Origin of the sequence: Salinicola acroporae (assembly GCF_003206615.1) — a bacterium.
Taxonomy (GTDB): Bacteria; Pseudomonadota; Gammaproteobacteria; order Pseudomonadales; family Halomonadaceae; genus Salinicola; species Salinicola acroporae.
The window spans coordinates 511,866-531,883 of the sequence record NZ_PZJW01000006.1; the positions used below are offsets into that span (position 1 = coordinate 511,866).

Annotated in this window: 13 protein-coding genes; 4 read left to right on the forward strand and 9 right to left on the reverse strand. The window is 65.9% G+C overall.

Annotated features, from left to right (window positions below):
- Nucleotides 1-114: 114 nt before the first annotated feature.
- The 3 genes from DOM54_RS11760 (at nt 115) to DOM54_RS11770 (ending at nt 5,103) form a co-directional block, all read left to right on the forward strand.
- Nucleotides 115-2,028 carry a hypothetical protein gene (locus tag DOM54_RS11760; protein ID WP_110716483.1) on the forward strand — a complete coding sequence of 638 codons (1,914 nt, stop codon included), beginning with the start codon at nt 115-117 and terminating at the stop codon, nt 2,026-2,028.
- Between the two features lie 97 nt (nt 2,029-2,125).
- Nucleotides 2,126-4,153, forward strand: a complete 2,028-nt coding sequence (locus DOM54_RS11765) for a DNA topoisomerase III (protein WP_110716484.1) — start codon at nt 2,126-2,128, stop codon at nt 4,151-4,153.
- Nucleotides 4,154-4,179: 26 nt separating this feature from the next.
- Entirely contained in the window at nt 4,180-5,103 is a 924-nt protein-coding gene (locus DOM54_RS11770) for a ketopantoate reductase family protein (RefSeq protein ID WP_240613873.1), read from the forward strand.
- A 74-nt stretch (nt 5,104-5,177) separates the two neighbouring features.
- Here the strand turns inward: DOM54_RS11770 and DOM54_RS11775 are convergent, their stop codons facing one another.
- The 9 genes from DOM54_RS11775 to cysM form a co-directional block, all read right to left on the reverse strand.
- A complete protein-coding gene (locus DOM54_RS11775) occupies nt 5,178-6,608 on the reverse strand; it encodes a sugar porter family MFS transporter (RefSeq protein WP_110716486.1) in 1,431 nt (476 codons plus the stop codon).
- A gap of 69 nt (nt 6,609-6,677) precedes the next feature.
- On the reverse strand, nt 6,678-7,361 hold the full coding sequence (locus DOM54_RS11780; RefSeq protein ID WP_110716487.1) for a nucleoside/nucleotide kinase family protein: 684 nt from the start codon (nt 7,359-7,361) through the stop codon (nt 6,678-6,680).
- A 188-nt stretch (nt 7,362-7,549) separates the two neighbouring features.
- A complete protein-coding gene (locus DOM54_RS11785; protein WP_110709148.1) occupies nt 7,550-7,855 on the reverse strand; it encodes a chaperone modulator CbpM in 306 nt (101 codons plus the stop codon).
- The gene (locus tag DOM54_RS11790) at nt 7,852-8,841 is read right to left on the reverse strand and encodes a DnaJ C-terminal domain-containing protein (protein ID WP_110716488.1); all 990 of its coding nucleotides are present in this window, start codon (nt 8,839-8,841) and stop codon (nt 7,852-7,854) included. The genes DOM54_RS11785 and DOM54_RS11790 overlap by 4 nt, the downstream gene beginning before the upstream one ends.
- A 92-nt stretch (nt 8,842-8,933) precedes the next feature.
- A complete protein-coding gene (ppc, locus tag DOM54_RS11795) occupies nt 8,934-11,597 on the reverse strand; it encodes a phosphoenolpyruvate carboxylase (RefSeq protein ID WP_110716489.1) in 2,664 nt (887 codons plus the stop codon).
- Nucleotides 11,598-11,743: 146 nt separating this feature from the next.
- Nucleotides 11,744-12,640, reverse strand: a complete 897-nt coding sequence (mazG, locus tag DOM54_RS11800; RefSeq protein WP_110716490.1) for a nucleoside triphosphate pyrophosphohydrolase — start codon at nt 12,638-12,640, stop codon at nt 11,744-11,746.
- Between the two features lie 8 nt (nt 12,641-12,648).
- Complete coding sequence (relA, locus tag DOM54_RS11805; protein WP_110716491.1) at nt 12,649-14,898, reverse strand: GTP diphosphokinase; 2,250 nt, start codon at nt 14,896-14,898, stop codon at nt 12,649-12,651.
- Between the two features lies 1 nt (nt 14,899).
- The gene (gene rlmD / locus DOM54_RS11810) at nt 14,900-16,339 is read right to left on the reverse strand and encodes a 23S rRNA (uracil(1939)-C(5))-methyltransferase RlmD (RefSeq protein ID WP_110716492.1); all 1,440 of its coding nucleotides are present in this window, start codon (nt 16,337-16,339) and stop codon (nt 14,900-14,902) included.
- A gap of 2 nt (nt 16,340-16,341) precedes the next feature.
- Nucleotides 16,342-17,238: a cysteine synthase CysM gene (cysM, locus tag DOM54_RS11815; RefSeq protein WP_110716493.1), complete on the reverse strand. Its 897-nt coding sequence runs from the start codon at nt 17,236-17,238 to the stop codon at nt 16,342-16,344.
- 252 nt (nt 17,239-17,490) lie between these two features.
- Here cysM and DOM54_RS11820 point away from each other — a divergent pair, with 252 nt between their 5' ends.
- Nucleotides 17,491-20,016 (forward strand): response regulator, encoded by a 2,526-nt coding sequence (locus DOM54_RS11820; RefSeq protein ID WP_162619844.1) that lies wholly within the window; start codon nt 17,491-17,493, stop codon nt 20,014-20,016.
- Nucleotides 20,017-20,018: the final 2 nt, after the last annotated feature.

Consider the following 20,018-nt stretch of genomic DNA (forward strand, 5'->3'; position numbering starts at 1 on the left):
CTCCGTTTTCTGGTTCCATCCTAGCATGCCGGGCAAGAGCGCTGGCGAGTGCCGCCACGGGGTGATAATTTAGCCGCCGCCAAACCCCGTCGTCGCCGCCAAAGAGGAGCGCCCGTGCTCTTGCCGACTCCGTTTCGTCGTCCTTCGCAGCCGACGGACAGCGATGCGCCTCAGGTTCGACTGGAACGTGAAGGCCGCAATGAAATCCGGCGGATCACCGCGGCGGTGGAAAAAGTGCCGTGGACCGTCAGTCTGCTCCAGATCCTGTGGACCGCGGGGCCGGTAACACTGCTGGGTGCCTGGGGGGGCTACCTGCTGGGGTACGGCAAGGCGCCGACGCTGGAAAACTACATCTTCTTCATCTCGTTCACGGTCATTACCGGTGCGGCGGGGATCATCGCCAACCTGCTGCATCATCTCACCGGCGGACGACGGCTGGAGCGGACCTCGAACCGCATCGAGCGCGTCATCAAGACGCTGCCGGAATTGCTGCTGGCCACACGCAACCTGATTGTCGAAAGCCTGGAAGGCGATGCGCGGCGCCGCGAGGCCGCCGCCATGCTGCTGCGCAAGCAGGATCTTTCGCCCGAGGGTGTCGAACTGGCGGCGCTCGAGCTGCTGGACGATCGCGAAAGCGCGCGCCTGATCGGCCAGATCGACGTCTACCGTCGGGTCGGGCTTCATGCCCGCGTCAGTGACCTGGTCGCCACCTATCGCGACGCGATCGAACCCCGCTTCACCGAGCTCTACGACCTGGCGCCGGCCGCGATCACGCTGCTGAGAGAGCGCTTCGGAGGCCATGCGCCGGACCCACGCTACGGTGTTCCCCGGGACGAGCACTTCATCGAGCGCGTCATGGCCGCGATCGAGAGCGACAATGACCTGCTGATGACACTGCAGGACGTCGAGGAGATGGTGATCCTGGCATTCGAACTGATCAGCGGTCGCCAGATACCGGTGCTTTCGTTCGAATACCGGGGCCGCTGGAAGCTGGCGCGGGCGTTCGACGGCCTCGAGGAGGCGCGGGCCCGGCACCGTATCGCCCAGGCCACCGGCCTCTCCCGCCTGAAGGCCCTGAACACCTATCTCATCGAGCACTCGGTGACCCCGCTCGCCGAGAGCGTCGCCGGACAGCGCGCCGACGCACTGCTGACCCATAGCGTGGCCGCCATCGACGATCTGAGCGAGAGGATCCAGTCGCTGGCCCACGCCATTCACACCGGGCGCAGCGACGACCGCCAGACCCTGCGTCGTCAGGCGGAAGTGCTGACCAACGCGATCAAGCTCTACAAGAGCGTCTCCAGTGCCTACAACGAGGTCGGCCGCAGCCACGCACATCGGCTGCGAATGGCCCAGCGCTGGGACGCGGTCAGCGCCGACCTCTCCGACAACTCGACCCGTCTGCGACTCGGCCCGGGTCGTCGAGGCCTGCGCATCCGCGAGAGCAAGATCGCCCTCGACGACGAAGCCAAGGCCGTCGTCTGCAAACAGCTCGGGCGCTATCTCGAGAAGGCGAACATCGGCACCCTGAGGGAGAGGCTGCGACAAGCCGAGCGAGACACTCAGCTCAGCGTGGGCGTCGAAAGTGCCAAACGCGTCGCGGTCGAGATATTCCTCGCTCTGGAGCCTCACGTGCATCTGTCGCGTCCGGCCGTGCAGCGTGCCATCAACAGCACCAACGCGGCGGACTTCGGCCAGCTCGAGCCCAATCTCTCGGTGGCGGCGAAAGCGGCGATGGGATCGGCCATGGTTCGCGAGATCGAGACCGACCTGTCGCGCACGGCGGAGTCGCTGGCGCTGGCCCTGGTCAAGCATTACCGGGTCGCTCTGGAACCGGAGGCGATGGCGTTCCTGCAGCGCCAATACGGTGCCCGGGAGAGCACGCTGCAGATGCTGACCAACGTCAACCTGGAGCGTGGCGAGACGCCCAATGTCAGCTATCTGAGCATGGCCCCGCCGGCGGTGGGAACGCCCCACCGTCACTGGTACCGCGCCCTGGTGCGCGCGCGCCGCCACCTCGAGAAGTGAGTCGCCACCGCCCGCTCCCGTCCGAGCCGGGGCGTTTCCCGCAACGCCATGTCACGGCAGAATCGAGCCTTGACCCCAAGTATCACCGGAGCGCGCCATGCGTTTGATCATCGCCGAAAAACCGAGTCTCGCCCGCGCCATCGCGGATGCCCTGCCGGTCAAGGCGACACGCCGCGAGGGCTATCTCGAGGCCGGCGATACCGTGGTGAGCTGGTGTCTCGGCCATCTGCTGGAGCAGGCCGCCCCCGAGCGCTACGACCCCAGGTACAAGCAGTGGCGGCTGGACGACCTGCCGATCGTTCCCGAGCGCTGGCAGCTGGTACCCCGCAGCCAGGCAAGGGCGCAGTTGGCCGTCCTGCGCAAGCTGGTCAAAGGGGCCGACAGCGTGGTGCATGCCGGCGACCCCGACCGCGAGGGGCAACTGCTGGTTCAGGAAGTCCTCAATCACCTGAACTGGAACCGGCCGACACAGCGTCTACTGGTGCAGGATCTCAACCGACCCGCGGTGGCCAGGGCGCTCGCCAGCCTCGAGGACAACCAGCGCTATCAGCCGCTCTACGCCGCCGCCGAGGCCCGCTCCCGCGCCGACTGGCTCTACGGCATCAACCTGACCCGGGCCTGGACGCTGATCGGGCGCCAAGCCGGGTTCGACGGATTGCTGTCGGTGGGTCGGGTCCAGACGCCCGTGCTGGGACTGGTGGTACGCCGAGATCGCGATATCGCCGCCTTCGAGCCCAAGCCATTCTATCTGCTGTGGGCCGACCTGAAGGTCGCGAGAGGCGCGTTGAGAGCCTGGTGGCAACCCGGCGAACGCCATCTGTTGGACGGCACATGTTTTGATGAACAGGGCCGCCTGCTCGATCCGCGCCCGGCCGAGGCGCTGGCGCAGCGTCTCGTCGGTGCCCAGGGCCATCTCGTCGAACTCGACCAGAAGCGCAAGCGCCAGGCCGCCCCGCTGCCCTATTCGCTGTCGTCGCTGCAGATCGATGCGGCGCGCCGCCACGGCCTGTCGGCGAAGCGGGTCCTCGACGTCTGCCAGACGCTCTACGAGCGTCACCAGTTGATCACCTACCCCCGCTCCGACTGCCGTTACCTGCCCGCCGCGCATCACCGGGAGGCAGCCAGGACCCTGACCGATGCCTGTCGCCTCGATGGCCAGTTGCAGGAGTGGGTCGGGCGGGCGGACTTCGGCCTGCGTTCCAAGGCATGGGACGACACCAAGGTCGGGGCCCACCACGCGCTGGCACCAACGGGCCGTCCGGCCGACCTGAACAGGCTGAGCCGCGACGAGGCCAACCTGTTCCGGTTGATCGCCCGTAACGTGCTGGCCCAGTTCTACCCGGCACTCGAGACCTACGAGACCCGGGCCGTCTTCGAGCTCATCGGCGAGCGCTTCCAGGCCCAGGGGCGGGAGGTTCTGGAGCCGGGCTGGAAGCCGCTGTTCACGACGCGCGACGACGTGCCAGCCCTGCCGCCGCTGACCAGAGGCGAAACGGCCAGCGTGACCGACGCCAGCTGCGAGGCTCGCGAGACCCGGCCACCGGAACCCTTCACCGATGCCAGCCTGATCAAGGCGATGATGAACATCGCGCGCTACGTCGAGGATCCCGCCGTCAAGCGCACGCTGCGCGAGTCCGATGGCCTCGGCACCGAGGCGACCCGTGCTGGCATCATCGAAACACTGCTGACGCGGGGCTATCTGGTTCGCGATGGAAAAGCGATCAGGGCCACGCGCACCGGCCATGCACTGATCGACTCGCTGCCGCCGGCCGCGACGCGCCCCGAGCGCACCGCCCTGTGGGAGCAACGGCTCTCGGCGATCGCCGAGAACCAGGACGCGCCGGCACCATTCCTGACCGCGCTGATCGAGGACCTCCACGCCCTGCTGGCCCAGGCGGACGCCGGGCGCCTCAATCAGGCGCTCGCGGCCTCGGCCCAGAGCACGGCGCCGGTTACACCACCACCCAAGCGTGGCAGGCGGGCTACCAGCGGGCGTAAAGCCGGAGCGCGCCGCTCGCGGGGCCATAACTCATCGAGCAGCAGTCGGTCGACATCCGGCTCATCCAACACCACTCCCAAAGGCAAGCCGACCCGGGCTCGGCGTGCCCGGAAGCCCGACGCATGAGATCGCGATCACGAGCAACCCGCGCGGTGCCACCGACTGACGACGGGAGCTGGCTGATCGTCGGTGCCGGCGCCCTGGGCCAGCTTTTCGCGGCGTCACTGGCCCGACGGTTCCCCATCGTCCTGCTTGGCAGGCAGGCGGCCGAGTCTCCTATCCATCTGCGCAGACCCGACGGCGAAACGTTAAGGATCGCGGTGCCACGCCAGCGACCGGCAGCTTGGGCGGCCGATCGCACCAGCACCGCGGTCCCGACGCTGGTGGTGCTGGCGACCAAGTCCCACGATGCGATGGCCGCGCTGGATGCCCTGGCACCGCGGCTCGCTCCGGCCACCCCGCTGCTACTGGTGCAGAACGGATTTCGGACGCAGCCCGCTATCAGCGAGCGCTGGGCTGGGCCGGTGCTCTGCGCTTCCACCACCGAAGCCGCCTATCGCCCGCCTCCCGGCCCTCAATCCCCGGACGTGGTACATGCCGCCACGGGGACAACCTGGATCGGCGACCTCGCCGACCACCACTTCGCGCTGGCGACCAGCGTCGCCCGCCGGCTTGACCAGGCGGGCATTGCCGCGACGCCCTGCCGGGACATTCGTCGGCATTTGTGGCACAAGCTCGCGGTCAACGCAGTGATCAACCCGCTGACCGCGTGTCATCGCGTCCCCAACGGCGCCCTGGCCCGACCGGCGTTTCGACCACGCGTCACGGCGCTGGTGGCCGAGATCGAACGCATCATGCATGCCGAGGGCGTCGCGCCACCGCCGCAGGGTTGGCAGGCCCTGATCGACGGCGTGATTCAAGCCACGGCCTCCAATCACTCATCGATGCTCCAGGATGTGCTCGCCAATCGCCCCACGGAGCACGACGCGATCCTCGGGCCGCTGGTCGAGGCGAGCCTTCGCCATCGCCTCGATGCCCCCGAACTCCAGGCGCTCTGGCGCGCGGCATCTGCTTAGACCGGGGTGGCGTAAACAACGGGGCCGGTCATCGCGACCGGCCCCGTTGTCCATCCGAGAGTGGCATGGCGCTGTCACTCGGCGGCACTCGTCGCCTCGACCGATGACCGCTTCGAATCGCCCCTGGGCTTGTCCGCCGGAAAGAAGACACCCGCCTTGAGATCGCTCTCGATCTCCTCCAGCGAACGGCCCATCGTCTCGGGTACATAGCGGACGATGAAGACAAGCGCGATCGTGGTGATCACGGCATAGAGCCAGAAGGTGCCGGAAGTGCCGAGCGCACTGATCAGCGACAGCGTCGTCAGTGTCACCAGCAGGTTGAAGACCCAGTGGCTCAACGCGCCCATGCTGGCCCCCTTGCCGCGGACGAACAGCGGATAGACCTCGGCGTTGATCAACCACAGGCAGACGCCGAAACTGCAGTTTAGCGCCATGTAGATTGCCAGGCAGGCCACCAGAGCGTACTGACTGAAGGCATCCTCGGGCGCACCGCCCACGAACAGTATCCCCATTATCACCAGCGCAATCGCCGACCCGGGGACCATCCACAGCAGGAAGCGTTTCCGCCCGATCCGATCGACCAGGAAAATGCCCAGGATGGTCGCCAGATTGATCAGCACTGCGCCGCCGATCGCCGCCAGCACCGAGGCGCTATCGCCGAAACCGGCCTGACTGAGGATGGTTGGCGCGTAGTAGATCAGGGCGTTGTTGCCGGTGATCTGGGAGAACATCGCGATCCCCACGCCGGCCACCAACGCCGGACGGATCCACGGCTGGAACAGATCGCGCCAGGAGCCCTCGGGGCGCGCCGATACCTCCTTGATCTCGGCCATCTCCGACTGCGCCCCCTCCCGGCTGGCACGCACCCGCTCGAGGATACCCAGCGCCTCGGATTCACGCCCCTTGCTCACCAACCAGCGCGGGCTTTCCGGCAGCACCAGCATGCCCAGCATCAGAATCACCGCCGGGACGGTGCCCAGGCCGAACATCCAGCGCCACTGCTCGCCCAGACCGTAGCCCACCAGGTAGGCGACGAGAATGCCGAACACCACCATGAACTGGAACATGACCACCAGCTTGCCGCGGTGCTCCGGCGGCGTGACCTCGGCGATATAGACCGGAATGATCTGCGTCGCGCTGCCGGCGGAGAGCCCGAGAATGAATCGCGCCGCGACCAGCATGGCGACACTGGTCGAGGCCGCCGAGAGGATCGAGCCGGCGATGAACACCGCGCCGACCAGCACGATCGTCCAGCGGCGCCCCAGCCGATCGGAGAGCCGTCCGGTACCCACGCAGCCGACGATGGCACCGAGGATGATCGCACCGGTGACGAGCTGCTTGAGCGTGTCGTCCAGCGCGAACTGCTTGGACAACCCGAGCAGCGCCACGCCGATAATGCCGGTGTCATAGCCGAACAACAGGCCACCAAGTGCGGCCACGACCGACACCATCACGACCAGCCCCTTGCGCTTCGGGCCGCGACCGGCGGCAGCGATTGCATTCATGCTTCTCTCCTTGAAATCGGGCGTCCTGAAGGTTGAGTCGCCCGGCTCGAATGGTGACGACGGGTATTGCTACGTGTCCTTGAATCGAATCCGGCTGCCGCTCCACCACAGCTGGCGGTCGGCGTTGCCGGCCACGGCCTCGATGCGCGCGGCGTTGGGCGCATCGGTCGTGCGAACCCACTCCAGCGCCTGCCGTTCGGTGCGCCCGAACTGGCGGTGGCGGGCGACCAGCCGGGACTCGCGCAGGTCACGGTCGACATCGAGGAACCACACCTCGTCCAGCATCTCCCGCACCTGCGGCCAAGGTTCTTCCCCGAGTAGCAGATAATTGCCCTCGGTAATGATCAGCGAGGTGGGTGGCGCCACCGCGATACTGGCAGCGATCGGCTCCTCGATCTCCCGGTAGAAGCCCGGCACGTAGACCGTCTCCTCGCCATAGCTGGCGCGAAGGCGCCTGAGCAGGTCGCGATAGCCGAACGCGTCGAACGTGTCCGGGGCACCCTTCCGCCCGGCCCGGTCCAGTGCCGCCAGCTGTCGATTGGAGAGATGGAACCCGTCCATGGGGACGATCTGGGCCTGCTCGCCAAGCGCCGCGAAAAGCGCCTCGGAGAGCGTGCTCTTACCCGAGCCAGGCGCTCCCACGAGACCAAGAATTCGGCGTCGGGATGAATCGATTAAGCAACGGGCGGCCTCGAGAATGGGCGGGTCGATATCGATCGATAGCGTCCGCGTCTCGGTGGTGGTGATACGCATTGGGGAATCGCAGGACAGCCGGAAGTGACGACAAGCGTAGCACGCTCATTGTGATGATGAGAGTCGTCCAGCAGCGACACAACCAAAGTCGTAAACTTACTGACACCAGGACTCGGACGGCGAACGACACTCAGCGGATTCATCCCGACGAGTGTCGCGAAGTGCCGTCGCGGCTTCGGTTCGCGGGATCACTCGCCGGCTAGCCGACGCAATCGCGCGACCTCGTCCATCAGTTCCAGCGCCAGTGCCGCGCCGGCCAGGTTGACGCCCAGATCGCGCTGCAGGCGCTGGACGACCCTGACGCGATGCAGGGTCGCACCATAGAACCGCCACTGTTCGCGTTGGCGACCGTGGGGAACGATGACGCCCTCGTCGACCAGTTCGATGACCCACTCGGCATGTACCGTGCAGGTTCGACACAGGTCGCCCAGCGTCAGGACCGGCGTCTCGTCGAGATTGTCGGCCGGGACCCGGGTGAGATCGTGGATGGTCAAGGTGTGTCCTCCGCCGTCGCCCTGGGATTGAAGTTCGCCACCGCTTCCAAGTGCCGATAGGCCGCCTTGACCTCGTCACCCGTCGCGGGCGGCAGCACGATCTTCAAGGCCACGTAGCAGTCGCCCGGTGGCTCGCCGGGAATACCCCGGCCCTTGAGCCGCAGGCGCCGCCCATCCTGGGAGTCCACCGGGACTTTCAGCTCCACCGAGCCCTCGGGTAGCGGCACCGCGATCGTCGCGCCCAGCGCCGCTTCCCAGGGCGCCACGGGCAGGACCAGGGTGACGTCGCGCCCCTCGACCTGGTAGCGCCGGTGCGACTCGAACTCGATCTCCAGATAGAGATCGCCCGCAGGGCCGCCGCCCATGCCAGGCTCCCCCTGGCCGGCCAGACGAATTCGCTGGCCCTGTTTCACGCCCTTCGGAATCCGGACTTTCAAGGTCCGCTGACGCGGTCGGACTCGTCCCTGCTCGTCGAGCTCGCCACTCTGCAGGGTGAGAGTGCGCACGGCACCACGATAGGCATCCTCGAGCGCGATCGACACCTTGGCATGATGATCCTCTCCGCGAGCACGATACCGCCTGCCGCCGGGGTCGCCACTCGAGCCTGCGAAACCCGGGCCCGGCCCTCGACGTTGACCGAACAGCGATTCGAAGAAATCACTGAAGGCGGCATGCTGCTCCTGCGAATAGCCCTCGTGGGTATAACCGCCCCCCCGAAACTCGAACCCGGCATCCCAGTCCGGTGGCGGGCTGAAGTCCTCGCCGGCCCGCTGGCCCTGGCCGACCCGATCGTAGGCGAGACGTTTCTCGGGATCCTTCAGCACCTCGTAAGCTTCGCCGAGCTCCTTGAAGCGGGCGTCGGCATCGGCTTCCTGACTGACGTCGGGGTGATACTTTCGCGCCAGTCTGCGATATGCGCGCTTGATCTCGTCCTGGGCGGCATCCCGCTCCACGCCCAATACCGCATAGTAATCCTTGAACTCCATGCCGCACTCCCGGGAAACAGATCGATGATCGGCCGCATCTCCATGTGGGCCGGTCACTACCGTTATAGCAGGATTCGCCGCCTTTCAGGCCTCTAGCCCGTGTTACGCAAGCCGGCCGCGATACCCGCCATGGTCACCATCAGCGCCCGGGAAAGCTCCGGGGTAATCTCGCCCTGAGCATCCCGGTTGCGCTGTAGCAGCTCGGCCTGGAGACCATGGAGCGGGTCGATATAAGGGTTGCGCACCTCGATCGCCTGACGAATCAGCGGGGTATTCTCGAGCAACTCGCCCTGATCGAGTATCCGCAGCAGAACGGCCTCGAGATCGACCAGTCGCTGACGCAGCGATTCGCCCAACCGGGTCAAGGCGGGGTCATCGACCAGACGCTTCTCGTAGTAGGCGGCAATGAGCGGATCCGACTTGGCCAGCAGCATCTCGAGCATGTCCAGATAGGTGCCGAAGAACGGCCACTGCTCGCGCATCTCGCGCAGCCGGTCGAGCCCGCCCTGCTCCTCGAGCCGCTTCGCGAACGCCTCGCCGCTGCCGAGCCAGGCCGGGAGCATCAGTCGGGTCTGGGTCCAGGCGAAGATCCACGGGATCGCCCGCAGCGTTTCGATACCGCCTTCCTGGCGCCGCTTGGCAGGGCGCGACCCCAGCGGCAGACGGCCCAGCGCGCCCTCCGGCGTCACCGCGCGGAAATAGGGCACGAAATCCGGGTCTTCGCGCACGACACCCACGTAGGCACCGTGGGCGATGGCGGCCAGACGATCCATCTCCTCGCGCCACACTGGCCGAGGCGCGGGCGGCGGCAACAGCGTCGCCTCCAGCACCGCGCAGACGTAGATTTCCATCGACCGCAGCGCAATATCGGGCTGACCGAACTTGAAACGGATCATTTCGCCCTGCTCGGTCACCCGCAGGCTGCCGTTCACCGACCCTGGCGGCTGCGACAGGATCGCGGCGTGGGCGGGGCCGCCGCCACGCCCGACAGTGCCACCGCGGCCGTGGAACAGCGTCAACGCGACGCCGCCGTCGCGACACACCTCGACCAGCCGCTCCTGGGCCCGATACTGGGCCCAGGCCGCCGCCAACTGACCGGCATCCTTGGCCGAATCCGAGTAGCCGATCATCACTTCCTGATAATCGCCGGCGACCTCTCGATATCCCGGCAGTGCCAGCAGACGTTCGATCACGTCACCGGCCCGGTCCAGATCGTCCAAGGTCTCGAACAGCGGGGCGATGGGCAGGCGCACGCCATTGCCGGCTTCCTTCATCAGCAGCGCCACCGCCAGCACGTCGGAGGGTTGCTGCGCCATCGAGATGATGTAGGTCCCAAGCGCCTGGCGATGCTCGCGTCCGATGACCGCAAAGGTATCGAGCACTTCCCGCGTCTCGGCAGAGCAAGCCCAGCGCGGCGGGATCAGCGGCCGCGGCGAGGTCAACTCCTCGAGCAGGAACGCCTGACGGCGCTCCTCGTCCCACTCCCGATAATTACCAAGGTCGAGATATTGGGTCAGTTCCTCGAATACCTGAGCATGGCGGGCGCCATCCTGGCGTACGTCGAGCTTGGCCAGGTTGACGCCGAATACCGCCACCCGTCGCAAGGTATCCAGCAGCACGCCGTTGGCGATGGTCTCCAGACCCACGTCACACAGCGAGCGGTGGCAGGCCAGCAGTGGCGCGAACAGCTGATCCCGCGTTTCGATGATCGCCGCATCGGCGGGGATCTCCCCATCGAGCCGCGCTCGCGCCCATGCCCGTGTCGCCTCCAGCCGGGTCGACAACCGCTTCAGCAGTGCCCGATAAGGCTCCGGATCGTCGCCGACCTCGGCATGGAGCGCATCGTTTGCCTTCCACATCGACAGCTCGGCCTTGAGCTGCTCGAGATCGCGAAGATAGAGATCGGCCGCCATCCAGCGCCCCAGCAGCAGCACCTCCTCGGTCACGCTGGCGGTGACGTTGGGATTGCCGTCGCGATCGCCCCCCATCCAGGAAGCGAAACGGATGGGCGACGCCTCCAGCGGCAATCGTTCGCCAGCCCTTTCCATCAGCAGCGCATCCAGATCGCGATGGAAGGTCGGCACCGCCTTCCACAGTGAATTCTCGATGACCGCGAACCCCCATTTCGCCTCGTCGACGGGGGTGGGGCGTTCATGCCGGATCTCGTCGGTATGCCAGGACTGGGCGATCAGCTCCTCGAGCCGCCCCTGCGCACGCTGGAGCACTTCCGGCTGGTCGCCACTGTCCTCGATGATCTGCAGGCAGTGGTCGATGGCGTCGTATTTCTGGATCAGCGTGCGTCGAATGACTTCGGTGGGATGCGCGGTCAGCACCAGATCGATGCGCATGCCGGCAATCGCGTCCACCAGTTGACGGGGGGACTGGCCGGCTGACGTCGCACGTTGCAGCAGTTCGCCCAGATCGGGCTGGGTCCCGGGCTTGTAATCCTCGACACGTCGAAAGCGTGCCCGGTAGTGCTGCTCGGCGATGTTGGAGAAATTGAGAAACTGGTTGAAGGCGCGGGTGACCGGCAACAATTCGCCCTCGGGCAGCCCCCGGAGGTAGTCTATCAGCTCGCGGCGGTCCGCCTCCTCGGCGCTCTGCCGCCCCTTCTTGGCCAGGGCACGAATCCGTTCGATCCGATCCACGAACTCGTCGCCCAGATCCTTGGCAATGGTCCGGCCCAGGCTGTCCCCCAGCAGCCGGACATTGTCCCGCAACGATTCATGCAGCGACGTTTCCTGTTCTGAACGCATGGTTCCCTCCCGAAATGGCCGAACCGGCACGCCGGCTGTCATGTAGATGGCCGGCGGTCCGACGACGAAGATAGATCGCTCAATGCGTCAGCATAACGATCTGGGGGAAAGAATCGACCGGAACGGAAGCGACATTGGTCGTAAATTTACGACATGGACGAAATGCCCGTGGTGGCCTCTTCCTGTTTCGCCGCCTGCCAGTGGCGTTCCATCTCCTCCAGCGTGGCATCACGGGGGGTGGTGCCATCCCGTGCCAGCGCCCCCTCGACATGGCGGAAACGCCGCTCGAACTTGGCATTGGTGCGGCGCAGTTGCTGCTCCGGATCGCACCCCAGCCGCCGGGCCAGATTGACGACAGCGAACAGCAGATCGCCGACCTCTTCCTGGGCGTGGGCCCGGTCGTCGTCGGCCAGCGCCGATTCGACTTCCGCCAGCTCCTCCCGGATCTTGTCGATGACGCCACCCTCGTCCGGCCAGTCGAAGCCTTCGCCGGCGGCTCGCTTGCTCAGCTTGGCGGCACGGCTCAGCGCGGGCAGCGCCGCGGGAATGTCGTCCAGTGCCGAGAGTCGTTGAGAGGTGGAAGCAACACGGGCCTCGCGCTCCTCGGCCTTGAGTGCTTCCCAGCGAGCCTTGACCCGGCTCTCGGCCACTGGCGGGGTCGTGCCGTCGCCCGCTTTACGACGGGAATTCAGCGTGCCGTCCGGGAAGACATGGGGGTGACGTCGCAGCATCTTCGCCGTCAAGGTATGCACGATATCGTCGAAATCGAAGCGCCCTTCTTCTCTGGCGAACTGACTGTAGTAGACCACCTGAAAAAGCAGGTCGCCCAATTCGCCGGGAAGTTCATCGAACGCTCGGCGCTCGATGGCGTCGGCGACTTCGTAGGCCTCTTCCAAGGTATGGGGGACGATAGTGTCCCAAGTCTGCTTGATATCCCAGGGGCAACCGTGATGCGGATCCCTCAGCACCGCCATCAACGTCAGCAGGTCATCGAGCGAATGGCGGCCATCGTTCGGCGGTGTCGTGGCGTTGCTGTCCTGCATACCGGCTCCTATGCCTGTCCGTGGCCTTGCCGCAGCCGTTTGACGTCAATCACGTTGGGCAACTGCTGGATACGCGAAAAGATGCGCTCGAGCGCTTCCAGCCCCTCGATCTCCAGCGTGATCCGCATCCGCGCGATGTTGTCGAGCTTGTCGGTGACGGTGTTGACGGAAGTCACATTGACCCGATCACTGGAGAGCACGTGAGTCACGTCGCGCAGCAGTCCGGAGCGATCCCATGCTTCGATCTCGATATCCACCGGATACTGGGCGCGCTCTTTCTGGCCCCACTCGACATCGACGATGCGCCTGGGCTCCTCACTGCGGAGCTGGAGTACGTTGGGGCAATCCTGGCGATGGACGGTGACCCCTCGACCCTGGGTGATGTAGCCGATGATCTGGTCGCCGGGCACCGGGTGGCAGCAATTGGCCATTGCCGTCTTGAGATTGCCGACGCCCAGCACGGTGATGCCATCGCTGGGCTCCTTGCCCTGGTGCCGACGAGGCTTGGTCAGCAGGCGATCGAGCTGCTCCTGGTCGTCACTCTCGCCGAACAGCTGCTGGGCCTGATGCAATACCTGGCCAATACGCAGGTCGCCGGCGCCGATGGCGGCATACATGTCCTCAACCGAGGTGTAGTTGACCGCCCCCGCCAGCCGCTCGAGATCGACCCCGTCGATGTCGAGGCGACGAAACTCGCGGTCGAAGATCGCCTTGCCCTCGTCGAGATTCTGCTCCCGCGCCTGCAGCTTGAACCAGGCCTGGATCTTGGACCGAGCGCGGGACGTGCGGACATAGCCGAGATTGGGATTGATCCAGTCCCGGCTCGGCGCGCTCTTGGTCGCGGTCAGGATCTCGACCTGCTGGCCGGTCTTGAGCAGGTAGGTCAACGGGACGATGCGGCCGTCCACCTTGGCGCCGCGGCAACGGTGGCCGATCTCGGTATGCACGCGATAGGCGAAGTCGATCGGCGTCGCGATCTGCGGCATGTCGATGACGTGGCCATCCGGGGTGAACACGTAGATCCGGTCCGGCGCCACGTCGCTTGCCAGCCCCTCCCGGAAATCGCCCACGTCGCCCACTTCTTCCTGCCACTCGAGCACCTGACGAAGCCAGGCGATCTTCTCCTCGTACCCCCGGCTCTTGGCGTCGGTATCCATCCCCTTGTAACGCCAGTGCGCGCAGACGCCGAGTTCCGCCTCCTCGTGCATGGCGAAGGTGCGCACCTGAATCTCGAGCACCTTGTTCTCGGGGCCGATGACGGCCGTATGCAGCGACTGATAGCCGTTCTTCTTGGGGTTGGCGATGTAGTCGTCGAATTCGTTGGGGACGTGGTGCCAACGCGAATGGACCACGCCGAGCGTGGTGTAGCAGTCGGCGATCTCGGGCACCAGGATGCGCACCGCCCGGACATCGTAGACCTGGGAAAAGTCGATGCGCTTGCGCTGCATCTTGCGCCAGATCGAATAGATGTGCTTTGCCCGGCCATCGACCTGGTAGCGCAGGATTCCCTGGCGCTCGAGCAGCGTTTCGAGGGTTTCCACCACCTCGTGGATGTAACGGTCGCGATCGAGGCGCTTCTCCGCCAGTTGCTTGGCGATCGACTTGTACTCGGTTTCGTGCAGGTAGCGAAAGGCCAGGTCCTCGAGCTCCCACTTGACCTGGCCAATGCCGAGCCGATGTGCCAGCGGCGCATAGATATCGAAGACCTCGCGCGCGACGCGCAGACGCTTCTCCCGCGAGGCATCCTTGACCTGCCGCAACATGCAGGTACGCTCGGCGATCTTGATCAGCGCGACGCGAACGTCGTCGACCATGGTCACCAGCATCTTGCGCAGGTTGTCCTGCTGGTTGTGCTGCGACAATCCGTGCTTGGGGGCCTGCAGTTGACTGATCGCGGCCATGCTGAGCACGCCCTCGATCAGCTTGGCGACCTCCTCCCCCATCTGCTTGGCAACGCTCTCCAGGCTCAGCAGTCCGCGGCGGACGCCGCGATAGAGAATCGCGGCCTCCAACGTCTGCTGGTCCAGCTTGAGCTGGCTGAGGATGTCGGCCATTTCCAGGCCGGTCAACAGCGTCTGGTCGGCGAGCGCCTCGTTACCCTGAGTGTCCCGCTCGCTGGCCCGCAGGGCCAGTTGGCAGGCCTGAAGGATACGCCCGGGATCTCGCAGTTCGACCTCTTGCTGCAGCCGCTTCACCCACAGATCCAGATCGACACTGCCATCGTCGACCAGCGGTTCGCTTTCTCGCACCTTCACCATGCTAGTGCCTGCCTCCCGAAGCTGGAGTGTCGTGGCCTTCGTTTCGATGCCTTGGCCGCCCGGAACGGGCTGGCCGTTCGAACAACGCGAGTGATTCCAGATGTGCCGTGTGAGGGAACATGTCGGCCATCGCCAGGCGCGACAGTACGAAACCGCCGGCCAGCAAGAGAGCCGCGTCCCGCGCCAGCGACGCTGGATCGCAGGAGACGTAAGCCACTCGCGTCACGCCGCTCCCCGCCAATCGCCGGCAGATCGCGCTGGCACCCTCGCGCGGAGGATCCAGCAGCACCGTGTCGTGCTCGGCAATCAAGGTATCCACCAGTTCGCCGGGATCACTGAGATCGGCCTGCAGGGCATCGACATCGAGACCGTTCAGCCTGGCATTGTCCCGCAGGCGTTCGACCATCGCATTGCTACCTTCGACAGCGGTGATCCTGGCAGCGCCCTCGGCCAGAGCCAGCGAGAAGTTGCCGATACCGGCGAACAGGTCGAGCAGGGAGTCGTCATGTGCCGGCGCCAGCCAGTCCCGAAGGGTGTCGATCAGCCGCTGGTTGATGTGGGCATTGACCTGCAGGAAGTCGCCCGGCGCCAGCGCCAGCGATATCGGCCGGCGGGACCCGGACACGGTCGTGGCCAGTCGCGGCTGGTCGCTCAGCCAGACCAGCTCGGTCGTCCCCCGCCCGCGGCGAACGGCACAGGCCAGCGCCTCGCGCGCCGCGAACGACCGCCAGCGGTGCTCGTCCTCCGGCACATGGCGCAGTTGGCGGACGACCACGGTGACGATCTCGGCATCGGTCAGCAGCAGCTCGAGATGGCCGACGTGGCGCGGCGCCTCGAGCGTCTCGAGCTGGGCCCGCAGTCGCGGCAGCAGTCTCGCCAGGGCAGGCGCCAGCACATGGCAGCTGTCAATGTCGACCAACTGCTCGCTGCCCCGCGCGCGAAAGCCGAGATGGATCCGGCCCTGGGCGTCGCATTTGACGCCGAGCCTGGCCCGACGCCGGTAGCCGGCGTCGTCGCCCTTCAATATCGCCACGTTTTGCGGGGCATCGATTCCCTGGCGTCCGAGCAGATCGATCAGTACCTCGCGCTTGTGCTCGCGCTGCCCGGCGACGTTCAAATGCTGGAGGTCGCACCCGCCGCAGCGTGTCGCGTGGACGCAGGGCGGTTCGACGCGAGTCGCGGCATCGCTGAGTCGCTCGCGGACATGGGCCTCATCATAGCGCTTGCGCTGACGGTGTATCGCCACCTCGACCCGCTCTCCCGGCAAGGCCGCATCGACGAATACCGTCTTGCCTTCCTCGTCGCGCGCGACGCCACGCCCGTCGTGGGCCAGCCTCTCGATAACCAGCGTGCCCGCTTCCGCAGTCACCGCGGGAGCAGGTGGCGACGCCTGGCGCTCCCGGCGCACGGCCGGCGTTCGTCTCTTTCCCAGCATCGCCATGGTCAGGCTTCCGGCGCGTAGAGGCCGGTGGAAAGATAACGGTCGCCGCGATCGCAGACGATGAACACGATGACGGCGTTGTCGACTCGCTCGGCGACCCGCAATGCGCCCGCCAGGGCACCGCCGGAGGAAACGCCTGCGAGAATGCCCTCCTCCCGTGCCAGCCGGCGCATGTGTTCCTCGGCCTCCTGCTGGCCGATATCGAGTACGCTGTCGACCCGCTGCGGTTCGAAGATCTCGGGAAGATAGGCTTCCGGCCAGCGTCGGATACCGGCAATGCTGGCGCCATCGGCCGGCTGCAGGCCGACGATCTGGATCGAGGGGTTGCGCTCCTTCAGATAGCGCGAGGTCCCCATGATCGTACCGGTGGTGCCCATGGCGCTGACGAAGTGCGTGATACGCCCCGCGGTCTGCTCCCACAACTCAGGGCCTGTGGTGCGGTAGTGCGCCAGAGGGTTGTCGGGGTTGGCGAACTGGTTGAGCGGCTTGCCTTCTCCCCGGGCGATCATCTCGTCTGCCAGGTCCCGGGCGCCCTCCATGCCCGCCTCCTTGCTGACGCCGATCAGCCTGGCACCATAGGCCGCCATGGCCTGCTTGCGCTCGCTCGAGGCATTGTCCGGCATGATCAGGACCATTTGGTAACCCATCACCGCCGCCGCCATGGCCAGCGCGATGCCGGTATTGCCGGAGGTCGCCTCGATCAGCGTGTCGCCAGGAGAGATGTCGCCGCGGGCCTCCGCTTCGCGAAGCATGGACAGCGCCGGGCGATCCTTGACCGAGCCCGCGGGGTTGTTGCCTTCCAGCTTGGCCAGAATCGTGTTGTCGCGTCCGGCGGAGATACGCGCGAGTCGGACCAGCGGCGTATTGCCGACGGTCTGCGCAAGCGTGGGGAATGCCATAGTGAGTGTCCTAGAGCCAGAGCCTGAACGTTTTCGGTCCGCAAACCGATGGTAGAGAGTGGCGACAGTATATCGAAGCCGGCGGGGGACATGACAGCACTCCCCACCCGGTCATCGCGACTTCGGCAATGCTACGACACGATGCTGAAGCCATTTTTTACACCGCGATCGACTGCGGTTACGGCAGACGCTACGGTTTTGACCGTATTCGCCGATAGAATCGATTGGAAACGCAAAGGCTTCGGAAAACTCATGGCTTCACGCTGGCTGATCATTCTCTCGCTGCTGCTATCGGCGCTGCTGCTGGGCATCACCGGGTGGCACGCATGGGACTGGCATCGAGTCAACGACCAGATGCTCTCCCGGCGCCTGCAAAGCATCAATCGTGTGTTCACGCCGTCGTTGGCCGAAGCCGCGCAGAATGAAGACATCGCGCGAGTCCATCAATTGCTGGACCGCCTGACCGATGATCCGGCGATCGTCAACGCCACCTTGCGAGATGACAGCGGCGCCTCACGAGACTTCACCGGCTCCGCGCCTCCCGCGCCACTGGCGACGCTTCCGGCGACCCCGATGTCCTGGCACGAGGATGGCATGCAGCGATGGATACAACCGCTGGGCGACTTCCTGGCGCTGTCATCGTCTCGCAGTTACTGGCTGGACCTGACCCTCGATCCTTCCAGAGCCAGTAAGTATTCGCAAAGCCCCCTCCCCGCCCTGATGCCGATGCTGTCGCTGCTGCTGCTGATACCCGCGGCCCTGGCCTGGCGGCGCTCGGCACGCGCAGCGAGGCACGCCCGAAGCACCCCGGAATCCGACCAGGCGACGTTAGCCGGCAATGCCGAGCCTCTCCCGACAGCCCGCGAGGAGAGCAACTTGACCTACATGAGCCATGAACTGCGCGCGCCACTCTCCGGCCTGCTCGGCTTTTGTCGTCTGCTGGAAAACAGCCCCCTCGACGCGCAGCAGCGCGAGTGGCTGCGCCATATTCACCTGGCCTCCAATGGCCTGCTGGATACCGTCGACCATGTGCTGGGAGATCCCCGTCGCTGCCGGACGAACAACGTGTTCGATATCGCCGAGGTGCTGTGGGAAGTCCTCTGTCTTCAGACACCGCTCGCGCAGGCCAAGCGAATTACCCTGCTGGCCATCGTCTACGACGATGTCCCGCCCCGGCTAATCGGTGCCGACATCGCCGTCCGTCAGCTACTGACCAACTTGGTCAACAACGCCATCAAGTATGGCGGCGAGGGCGACGTCGTCACGCGTATCGTGCTCGAGAACCGGGAAGGCAGCGCCGTGAAACTACGACTGAGCGTGAGCGACGGCGGCAACGCCACCCCCGCCAACCGTGAGCGGCTGCGTCGGCTGATCGCGCAAGGCGAGACCCGCTCCGCCAACGCCGAGGATGGCGTGGGTCTCGCCATCTGCCATCGTCTGGCGGCGGAGATGAATGGTTCTCTGGCGCTGGGTGAGCGTCGGGGCGGGAGCCAGACGATCGTTTCCCGACTCGGGTTCGAGGCCTGCGAGCCCTACGTTCGGCCGGCAGAGTTCGATCTCGGAGGCGCCAGGATCGGTATGTGGCAGCCCCACACGCGCTTGGCCCATCTGCTGGACTACGCCCTGAGACGCTGGCACGCACTGCCGAGAGTCATCGCCACAGCGGATTCCTTGCCGTCCGCGGATGACACGAGTCAGCTACTCATCATCGGCATCGACGACAACGCACTCGCTCCCGCAACTCGGGACCTCTGGCAACAACGCTTCGACGCCATTCCCCAACCTTGCCTGGTGATCGCCAACCTGGCGCCGACGAAGGCCCTGGACTGGCGACTCCCGAAGGGAAGCGTCGTGCTCAGACTGCCGATATCCCGCTACATGCTGGGCCGCACCCTAGCCAAGATGCTCGCGGAGAGCCGCCAGCGAGCCATGCCACCCCGTCCCCGCGTGCTGGTCGTCGACGACGACGAAGTCTCGCAGCACTACCTCGACGCGGTACTGCCCATCATTGGCGCCAAGGTGGTAGTGGCCGGCACCGCGGCAGAGGCCGTCGCCATCGCCTCGGAAACCTCGATCGACCTGGTGCTGATGGATCTGCACCTGCCGGATGCCAACGGCTTCGAGGCCGCGAACCTCCTGCGGCGCTTGAGCGCGGATTGGGCCCGCACGCCCGTCGTCGCCATGACAGCCGGCCGAGACGCCCATGGCCACGACGTGGTAACGAACGATGAGGTCGCCGAGGTCCTGACCAAGCCGCTGGACGAACGCCTGCTGCGGGAGGTACTGGCGAGGTATCTGCCCCTCGCCGAATCGCCGAACACGGAGCCGCAATCGGACACGGCGAGAATCACGCCCGATATAGCCGAGCCGGGACAGGCGGGGGAAGAAGCCGACTTGCCGGCACCGAACTCCCTGGCTCATGCCGGCGACCTGCCGGTCGTCGACAAGGCACAGGCCCGGGAGCGCAGCGGCGGTCGCGAGGCGCTGGTCGTCGAACTGATGACCCTGCTGATCGCGGAGCTGCCAAGGCACCGCCAGGACCTGCACGTCGCCTGGCAACGGCGTGATGTCGCCCTGCTGCGGGAGCGAGTCCACCAGCTCGGGGGCGGCTGTCGCTACTGCGGCGTTCCGCAACTCGCGGCGGCTTGCGACGAGCTGGAGCGGCGCTGTGGTCATGGCGCCATCGACGAATGCGAAGAGGCGTTTCGTGAATTGATAGCGGCCTGCGATCGCCTGACCCTGTGGGCCGAGGACCAGGCGATGACCGACATCAACTGACA

Bases quoted from the DNA above. Each gene is read 5' to 3' on its own strand.
- DOM54_RS11765 (WP_110716484.1), top strand. From the start codon at position 2,126: ATGCGTTTGATCATCGCCGAAAAACCGAGTCTCGCCCGCGCCATCGCG.
- DOM54_RS11775 (WP_110716486.1), bottom strand. From the start codon at position 6,608: ATGAATGCAATCGCTGCCGCCGGTCGCGGCCCGAAGCGCAAGGGGCTG.
- DOM54_RS11780 (WP_110716487.1), bottom strand. From the start codon at position 7,361: ATGCGTATCACCACCACCGAGACGCGGACGCTATCGATCGATATCGAC.
- DOM54_RS11790 (WP_110716488.1), bottom strand. From the start codon at position 8,841: ATGGAGTTCAAGGATTACTATGCGGTATTGGGCGTGGAGCGGGATGCC.
- ppc (WP_110716489.1), bottom strand. From the start codon at position 11,597: ATGCGTTCAGAACAGGAAACGTCGCTGCATGAATCGTTGCGGGACAAT.
- mazG (WP_110716490.1), bottom strand. From the start codon at position 12,640: ATGCAGGACAGCAACGCCACGACACCGCCGAACGATGGCCGCCATTCG.
- relA (WP_110716491.1), bottom strand. From the start codon at position 14,898: ATGGTGAAGGTGCGAGAAAGCGAACCGCTGGTCGACGATGGCAGTGTC.
- rlmD (WP_110716492.1), bottom strand. From the start codon at position 16,339: ATGGCGATGCTGGGAAAGAGACGAACGCCGGCCGTGCGCCGGGAGCGC.
- cysM (WP_110716493.1), bottom strand. From the start codon at position 17,238: ATGGCATTCCCCACGCTTGCGCAGACCGTCGGCAATACGCCGCTGGTC.
- DOM54_RS11820 (WP_162619844.1), top strand. From the start codon at position 17,491: ATGGCTTCACGCTGGCTGATCATTCTCTCGCTGCTGCTATCGGCGCTG.